Origin of the sequence: Actinomadura sp. GC306, assembly GCF_004348665.1 — a bacterium.
In the GTDB taxonomy this organism is placed as follows: domain Bacteria; phylum Actinomycetota; class Actinomycetes; order Streptosporangiales; family Streptosporangiaceae; genus Spirillospora.
Window position 1 is genome coordinate 1 of record NZ_SMKM01000452.1, and the last position, 2773, is coordinate 2773.

The 2773-nt window shown below is 75.6% G+C and carries 2 protein-coding genes; both read left to right on the forward strand.

Annotated features, from left to right (window positions below; translation table 11 throughout):
• Positions 1-136 precede the first annotated feature (136 nt).
• Positions 137-1549: a hypothetical protein gene (locus tag E1200_RS32470; protein ID WP_131956384.1), complete on the forward strand. Its 1413-nt coding sequence runs from the start codon at positions 137-139 to the stop codon at positions 1547-1549.
• Positions 1550-1553: 4 nt separating this feature from the next.
• Positions 1554-2702 carry a DegT/DnrJ/EryC1/StrS family aminotransferase gene (locus E1200_RS32475; protein ID WP_131956386.1) on the forward strand — a complete coding sequence of 383 codons (1149 nt, stop codon included), beginning with the start codon at positions 1554-1556 and terminating at the stop codon, positions 2700-2702.
• Positions 2703-2773 lie beyond the last annotated feature (71 nt).

Here is a 2773-nt window from a genome sequence, read left to right on the forward strand (position 1 = left end):
CCCCCGGACGCCGCGCCCCCGACGCCGCATCCCCGGACGCCTGGTGCAAACGGCGTAGGCGGGGGTCGTCTTTCGGACGATTGCCCGCGTGCCGGGTCTTCCTACGCTCGCCGTGACGAGGCCGAAGGGGACGATCGTGGAGCTCGACGAAGTCGCGGCGCGGGTGGTTCGCAGCTACTGGGTGCTCTTGACGGCCATGACCGTCCTCCCGCTGACGCTGGTGGCGTTGTGGATGAGCGGGCGGGAGCCGGCGGCGGTGGCGCATGCGCGGCTGCAGGCCGGCGGCGCGGCGGCCGACGCGGCGGCCGGGGAGGCGGGCGCGAGCGTCCTCGTCAGCCAGGTCAAGGCGTTCGCGACCAGCGAGAGCCTGCTGACGGAGGTGCTGCGGGAGCAGCGCGTCGACCGGTCCGCGCGCAAGGTCGCCAAGGCGGTCGAGGTGACCGGGCTCGGGACGTCCAACGTGGTCGAGCTGTCGGTGAAGGACCGCGACCCCGGCGTCGCGCAGCGGCTCACCGACGCGATCGCGATCAAGGTCGTCCGGCAGCTCACGCACTCCGGCCAGGACGCGATCCGGGCGCAGCTCGACGAGATCGACGAGCGGATCGGGAAGCTGGAGGACAAGCTCGGGCCGCTGGCCCGGCGGGCGGGCGGCCCGGCACCCGACATCGCGGCGGCCAACGAGCGCGAGCGGGTGCAGTCGGAGCTGAGCGGCCTGCGGTCGAACCGCTCGGACCTGCTCACGCAGCTCACCGCGGCGGGGTCGGCGTCGGTGGTGCAGCACGCGGTGCCGGCGCCGCGCACCGACCCGACGGTCATGATGGCGGCGATCGCCGGGCTGGCCGGGCTGGTCGGCGGCGTCCTCATCGCGGTCGTGGCGGAGATGGTCCGGCCGACGATCCCGGGGCAGCGGCGGGTCGCGCGGCGGCTCGGGGTACCGCTGCTCGGCTGGGCCGACCGGGGTCCCGCGCAGCTCGCCGACCTCGGCCGGCGGGTGCGGCTGGCGGCGAAGAAGGAGGACGTCGGGCGGGTCACGCTGGTCGGCGCGCCCGGACCGCTGCCGCCGTCCCTGGTGTCGGCGGTGGCCTCGGCCGTGTACGGCGACGAGACACGTCCCGTCCGCACCGCCTCCGCCTACGGCACGGCCCACCGAGGGGCTTCGGAGAACGCGGAGGACGCCGGTGACGGCCCCTCCCTCAACAGCGACGGACCGGGCGGCCGGAGCGGTACGTCCGTGGTCCGTTCCGGCGGCGGCACCGCGCTCATGGCAACGAAGCCGGGCGAGGTGTCGCCGTCGGAGACCACTCAGCCGGTGGCGGTCCGCCGCGCGTGCCACGTGCACGCGTTCGAGGACATCGACCCAGGCGCCGACGACACCGTCGGCGTGGTCGTGGTGGTCGGGCGGGTGACGACGGTGGCGGGGCTGGAGACGGTCCGCGACCTCGTCGCCGCGTCCGGCTGGCCGCTGCTCGGCGTCGTGGCCACGTCGCGCAAGGCGACGACCCGCATGACCGCACGCAGGCCCGCCCAGGGGCGCGAGACCGAGGAGTAGCCAGATGAGTTCAGCCGTTCCGTTCTGCGTCCCGCCGCTCACCGAGGGGGTTCCGGAGGCGGTCGCCAAGGTGCTCGACGGCCGGTGGCTCACCACCGGCCCGGACACCGCGGCGTTCGAGCAGGAGTTCGCCGACCTCCTCGGCGCCGCGCACGTCGTCGCGGTCGCCTCGTGCACCAGCGCGCTGGAGCTGAGCCTGCGCGCGATGGGCCTGCCGCCGGGGTCGCCGGTGCTGACGCCCAGCCTGACGTTCTGCGGCGCGATCAACGCGATCCTGCACGCCGGGCACCGCCCCGTCTTCGCCGACATCGACGAGGAGACGCTGGTGCCGAGCCCGGAGACGGTCGCCGCGGCGGCGGCCCGGGTGAAGCCGGCCGCGATGGTGACCCAGAACCAGGGCGGCTACCCGGTGGACGTCCCGGCCCTCGCCGCCGCGGCCGGCCTCGACCGGTCGCGAGTGGTGGAGGACACCGCGCACGGGCCCGGCGCGGCCCGCGGCGGCGCCCCGGTCGGCTCGGCCTCGTACGCGGCGTGCTTCTCCTTCTACGCGACGAAGAACATGCCGATCGGCGAGGGCGGCGCGGTCGCGACGAGCGACGAGGAGTTCGCCGACCGGGTCCGGGCGATGCGGCTGCACGGGATGAGCAAGGACTCGTGGAAGCGGTACCTGCCGGGCGGGAGCTGGCGCTACGACGTGAAGGACATCGGGCTGAAGGCGAACATGACCGACGTCCAGGCGACGATCGGCCGCGCCCAGATCCGCTCGCTGCCGGGCTGGCAGCAGACCCGCGCCGAGCTCGTCGCCCGCTACGACGAGGCCCTCGCCGGGGTGCCCGGGGTCGTCCTCCCGCAGCGCGGCCGGCTCGACGACGTCCAACACGCGTGGCACCTCTACCAGGTGCGCGTCCCGGACCGCGACGCGGTCGGCGACGAGATGCGCGAGGCGGGCGTCGGGACGTCCGTGCACTTCATCCCGGCCCACCAGCTGTCGGCCTACCGGTCGGTCCTCGGCGCGGACGAGTGCGGGAACCTCCCGGTGACCGACCGGGTCGGCGAGGAGCTGCTGTCGCTGCCGCTGTACCCGGGCCTGACGGCGGACGGCCAGGACCGGGTCGTCGCCGCGCTCACCGAGGCCCTGCGGACCCGGGCCTGACCGTGCGCTGGTTCCCGCCGCACCGGCCGCACCGGCCGCCCCGGGCCTCGCGCCGGGCCACCCCCCTGCCC